This is a genomic window from Pedobacter sp., assembly GCF_035317785.1.
GTDB lineage: Bacteria > Bacteroidota > Bacteroidia > Sphingobacteriales > Sphingobacteriaceae > Pedobacter.
This window is the reverse complement of sequence record NZ_DATHGC010000129.1, coordinates 1-4,604: the sequence shown is the minus strand read 5'-3', so window position 1 is coordinate 4,604 and position 4,604 is coordinate 1. Positions and strand designations below refer to the sequence as shown.

General features: G+C 41.5%; 9 protein-coding genes. 6 read left to right on the top strand and 3 right to left on the bottom strand.

The genetic code is table 11. The features are described 5' to 3' along the window. The 5 genes from VK541_RS07800 to mtgA all read left to right on the top strand — a co-directional run. The coding region (locus VK541_RS07800) for a hypothetical protein (RefSeq protein ID WP_324368610.1) at positions 1 to 363 on the top strand (363 nt) is incomplete at its 5' end. A 92-nt stretch (positions 364 to 455) separates the two neighbouring features. Beyond that, entirely contained in the window at positions 456 to 815 is a 360-nt protein-coding gene (gene rpsF / locus VK541_RS07795) for a 30S ribosomal protein S6 (protein WP_285058915.1), read from the top strand. Beyond that, the gene (rpsR, locus tag VK541_RS07790) at positions 815 to 1,078 is read left to right on the top strand and encodes a 30S ribosomal protein S18 (protein WP_131594648.1); all 264 of its coding nucleotides are present in this window, start codon (positions 815 to 817) and stop codon (positions 1,076 to 1,078) included. The genes rpsF and rpsR overlap by 1 nt, the downstream gene beginning before the upstream one ends. Positions 1,079 to 1,088: 10 nt before the next feature. After that, the gene (gene rplI, locus VK541_RS07785) at positions 1,089 to 1,532 is read left to right on the top strand and encodes a 50S ribosomal protein L9 (RefSeq protein WP_324368604.1); all 444 of its coding nucleotides are present in this window, start codon (positions 1,089 to 1,091) and stop codon (positions 1,530 to 1,532) included. A gap of 87 nt (positions 1,533 to 1,619) precedes the next feature. Then, positions 1,620 to 2,342 (top strand): monofunctional biosynthetic peptidoglycan transglycosylase, encoded by a 723-nt coding sequence (mtgA, locus tag VK541_RS07780; protein WP_324368602.1) that lies wholly within the window; start codon positions 1,620 to 1,622, stop codon positions 2,340 to 2,342. Between the two features lie 2 nt (positions 2,343 to 2,344). Here the strand turns inward: mtgA and VK541_RS07775 are convergent, their stop codons facing one another. After that, positions 2,345 to 2,824 carry an ABC transporter ATPase gene (locus VK541_RS07775; RefSeq protein ID WP_324368600.1) on the bottom strand — a complete coding sequence of 160 codons (480 nt, stop codon included), beginning with the start codon at positions 2,822 to 2,824 and terminating at the stop codon, positions 2,345 to 2,347. A 51-nt stretch (positions 2,825 to 2,875) separates the two neighbouring features. Here VK541_RS07775 and VK541_RS07770 point away from each other — a divergent pair, with 51 nt between their 5' ends. Continuing rightward, positions 2,876 to 3,358 carry a hypothetical protein gene (locus VK541_RS07770; protein ID WP_324368598.1) on the top strand — a complete coding sequence of 161 codons (483 nt, stop codon included), beginning with the start codon at positions 2,876 to 2,878 and terminating at the stop codon, positions 3,356 to 3,358. Here the strand turns inward: VK541_RS07770 and VK541_RS07765 are convergent. Beyond that, on the bottom strand, positions 3,324 to 4,121 hold the full coding sequence (locus tag VK541_RS07765) for an MBL fold metallo-hydrolase (RefSeq protein ID WP_324368596.1): 798 nt from the start codon (positions 4,119 to 4,121) through the stop codon (positions 3,324 to 3,326). The genes VK541_RS07770 and VK541_RS07765 overlap by 35 nt on opposite strands. Beyond that, positions 4,111 to 4,604, bottom strand: a 494-nt coding sequence (locus tag VK541_RS07760; RefSeq protein WP_324368594.1) for a (Fe-S)-binding protein, incomplete at its 5' end; no start/stop codon positions are given. The genes VK541_RS07765 and VK541_RS07760, both read right to left, overlap by 11 nt.

Below are 4,604 nucleotides of genomic sequence, written 5' to 3'. Positions count from 1 at the left end.
ACTTTTGATCAAAACTCGATTGGACTGGAGCCTCAGTTCATATATAATTTTTACAGTAAGGAACGTTTAAAGCTATTTGCGGGACTTGGGGCAGGGATTTTCTACTCCATTTACAGCAACAATAAACCCGGTCGTTTTTTTCCGCCGGCAATACCGGGAGAAGAAGAAGGGTTTGAATTGCAGCCGGTCGATTTTAAGCAATTTAACATCACTGCATTAGGTAAAGTGGGCGCAGTAGTAAGTAAAAGAATAGAGATTTATGCCGGATATATTATCCCGTCTGCTTTGACTGATTATTCTGCATACAATATCCGGATCAAAAGAATGACTTTTGGGGTCAATTATCTGTTCGGTAGTTATTAATCTTTTCATTATGTGTTTGATTAATAGAAATTTATTTCTATTTTTGCAACCCCGCAATTAAAGCGGATAAAACATAAAATAAATAAATAACAATGAATCAGTACGAAACTGTTATCGTTCTAACCCCGTTGTTGTCAGAAGAGGTTGCTAAAGAAGCATTGGCTAAATTCAGCAAGATCATTTCTGACAGCGGAGCCGAAATTGTTCAAGAGGACAATTGGGGTTTGAGAAAATTAGCGTACCCGATTGAGAAAAAAGCAAGCGGGTTCTTTCATCTTACAGAGTACAAATCTTCAGGTGAATTGATTAGTAAATTGGAACTGGAGCTTAAGCGCGATGAGCGTGTGCTGCGTTTCTTAACGATTAGACTTGACCGTCATGCGGTAGCCTATAATGAGAAAAAACGTAGCGGGGCTTTTAACAAAAAACCTAAACAGGAGGCTGCAGTATAATGGCAAAGGATCAAATACAATATGTTACTGCTCCAAAAGTGGACGATAACAGAAAAAAATATTGCCGTTTCAAAAAGAATGGTATTAAATATATTGATTATAAAGACGCAAACTTTTTGTTGAAATTCATCAATGACCAGGGTAAACTTTTACCACGCCGCTTAACCGGTACTTCATTGAAATTCCAGCGTAAAGTGGCTCAGGCGGTAAAACGTGCACGTCACATCGGTTTGTTGCCTTTTGTTGCTGACCAATTAAAATAGGAGCTGAGAGATGGAAATTATTTTAAAACAAGATATCAAGTCCCTAGGGGAAAAAGATGATATCGTTTCTGTAAAGCCTGGATATGGCCGTAACTACCTGATCCCACAAGGATTTGCTCAGTTGGCTACTCCTTCAGCTAAAAAAGTATTAGCAGAAAACTTAAAGCAAGCTGCTTTTAAACAAGATAAAATTAAGAAAGACGCTGAAGGTATCGCAGAACGTTTGACTGAGGTTAAATTGTCTATAGGTGCTAAAGCCGGCGAAAGCGGTAAGATCTTTGGTGCAGTAAACACCATTATGATTGCTGACGCATTGAAACAACAAGGATTTGATGTTGACCGTCGTCGCATCACATTCGAAACTGAGCCTAAATTTGTTGGCGAGTACATCGCTAACTTAAACTTACACAAAGAAGTAAAAGTTAAGGTTCCTTTTGAAGTTGTAGCTGAGTAATCCGCTTCTTTACAAAACAAAAAAAGCGTCCCCATTCGGGACGCTTTTTTTGTTTAAAATCATTATGGTAAATCTTACCTTTGGCCGATGGCAAAACAAAAACGGGCTAAAGCTAAAGTCAAATCCAAGCCTTTAGATAAAATATCTTCGATAGCACTCAAAGTGCTTTTGTGGTTTCTTATGGTTACTGTTTTTTGGGTCCTGGTTTACCGTTTTGTTAATCCTCCCATTACGCTTTTGATGGTTCAGCGCAACATAGAGCGCAGCGCTGATGACAAGCCCTATAAAATGGAGAAGAAATGGGTAGACTTCGAAGATATTTCTGACAATATGAAACGTGCGGCAGTGTCTGCCGAGGACCAGTTGTTCTTGAAGCATCTTGGATTTGATGTGAAGGCAATAGAAAAGGCATTTGAAACCAACAAGAAAGGCAAGAAAATAAAAGGCGGTAGCACCATATCTCAGCAAACGGCTAAAAATGTATTTCTATGGCCCGGAAGATCATGGATCCGTAAAGGTTTTGAAGCTTATTTTACCATGCTGATCGAAATATTATGGAGTAAAGAGCGAATTCTGGAAGTGTATCTGAATGTAATCGAGATGGGAGACGGGATCTATGGTGCCGAGGCAGCCGCGCAATCTTATTACGGGAAATCCTGTCACAAAATGAGCCGGGCCCAGGCAGCTTTAATAGCAGCCTGTTTCCCCAATCCCAGAAGATGGACGCCTAAAAAAGCAACTTCATATATTCGCCACAGACAGTACCTGATCATGCGCAATATGCGAAGACTAGGGCCATTGGACTTTTAAGATCAGAGCAGGTGTGCAAATATCGTGTTATGCCAGCTTTGTTCAAACGGAACTTCCCACTTGGTTTCAAACTCCTGAAGGGACTGTATCATATTGTTAAACACAATTGTCTTTGGGCCGATGGCCTTTATGTTTACCAATGTTTCAAAATCCTCCTTGTTTACTACAATAACCCTATCGTCAAGTTTGTAGGCTATATTGAATCTATTGAACAGATCGACCTGATAAGCCTGCTCGATTTCCTTGATGATCCGGACAGAAGAATCAATGGAACAGCCGGTAACACCTGCGGATGCCTCGTCAACAATGAATACGATAAAGAAATTGTAAAGCACCTGTGCTTTTGCATTTAGCTGCTGGCCATGCGCTTTCCATTGCGCACTAAATTCATCAAGTTGCTGCTGAATAGTTTTCACTTCGGCATTCGAGAACGCACGGTCGCTCTGGTAGACCCAGACTCTGGATTGTGGAGAAAAATTCATAGTTCAAAATTACGAATTTAATTAACTTGGCCGGGCTAAATAATTAACGTGATGAAAAAGTTTACATTACTCTTGAAAATGTGCTTGTTTCTGTCTGTGTGCGTGGTTTTTATGGCTTTTACCCCTGTGTTCTCCTTCGATGAACAGACTAATTATATACAGAAGCTGCTTAGCAGTCATTATGACGATACACCTGGATCACTGTCTGTAGACCGGTACGAACTGAACGTTACCAACAATGGTTTTTGCAGATATAAACGTCATTTTACAAATGGAAAAGTCGAGTATTTCTCTTTCAATCTGCTGAAATTTAAAGATCTGGATTATTATGGTACGGATAAAAGCGGGCATCTATTCCTGCGTACGAAAAATGATGACGTAATTGTGCAAACCTATAACGATAAAGATGAGGGGGATGTAGACAGTATGGCAACTTATATGGTCATACCACTTAAGAATATAGAACCTCAGGACCTGTCGGACCTTCATGAAAGACTGATTAGACTGAATACGCAGCGATTTGCTCAAAAATAGTGTAAACCGGTGTTTCCACATAGCGGGATGCTACAATAATCTCCGTATTACCTGCCTGTGCCTTAAAGAGCTCTTTAACCAGTTCAGGGCAGTTATTGTCCTTGGAAAGATGGGAGAGCAGCAAATGAGTCATAAAGGGAGGCTTGTGGGTGTTGAACAGGTTCAAGGCTTTTTTGTTGGACAAGTGGCCTCTTCCCCCGCTGATCCTGCTTTTAAGGAAATAAGGATATGCGCTCTTACTGAGCATCTCATCATCATAATTGGCTTCCAGAAACGCAGCGTGGCATTGCTTAAAATGAAAGATCAGCTGCTCACACGGGTCACCAATATCCGTAAACACCCCTATGTTTGTGCTGCCGCAGGAAATCATAAAGCTGTGTGGTTCTGAAGCATCGTGAATTTTTAAAAAGCTGGTGACAGTAAGGGTGCCTATTTGCGTTACCTCGTTGCTGTATAAAGGTCTTATAAGGTCCTGACGCAAGTTAAATCTGCATCCCTTTAAGGTGCCGGAAGTGATATAGACTGGCAGGTTATACTTAGCCGCCAGCGTACAAAGCCCCTTTACATGATCGGAATGCTCATGTGAAATGAAGATCGCTTTGACCTTGCTCATAGAAAGGCCTGTCCGGGACATTCTTTTTTCAGTTTCCCTGCATGAAATGCCTGCGTCAACAAGTATGGCTTCGGTTCCATTACCGATATAGTAACAATTGCCATTGCTGCCGGAATTTAAGGAGGCAATATAAAGCGTATTACAGTCCATTTGCCCTAACTGTTATTTCTGCAATGTCCAAAACCTGGACATGCTGGTCCTGATCCTTTAATTTTACCCCGTCGCTAAGCATGGTCATGCAAAACGGGCAGCCCGCTGCTATGATCGAGGGCTGGGTCTCCAGTGCCTCCTCTATTCTTTCAATATTAATGTCTTTGAAGCCTTTTTCAGGTTCTTTAAACATTTGTGCGCCTCCGGCTCCACAACAAAGGCCGTTGGACTTACAACGTTTCATTTCTACGAGCTGTGCGTCAAGGACCTCGAGCGCTTTCCGGGGAGCCTCATAAACATCATTTCCGCGACCCAAATAGCAAGGATCATGATAGGTGATTTTTTTTCCTTTAAAGCTTTCGCCGCCTTCGGCTTTCAGCTTTCCATTGTCAATAAGCTGCTGGATCAGCTGGGTGTGGTGAATCACTTCGTACTCGCCACCTAATCCCGGGTATTCGTTTTTTATGGTGTTAAAGCAGTGCG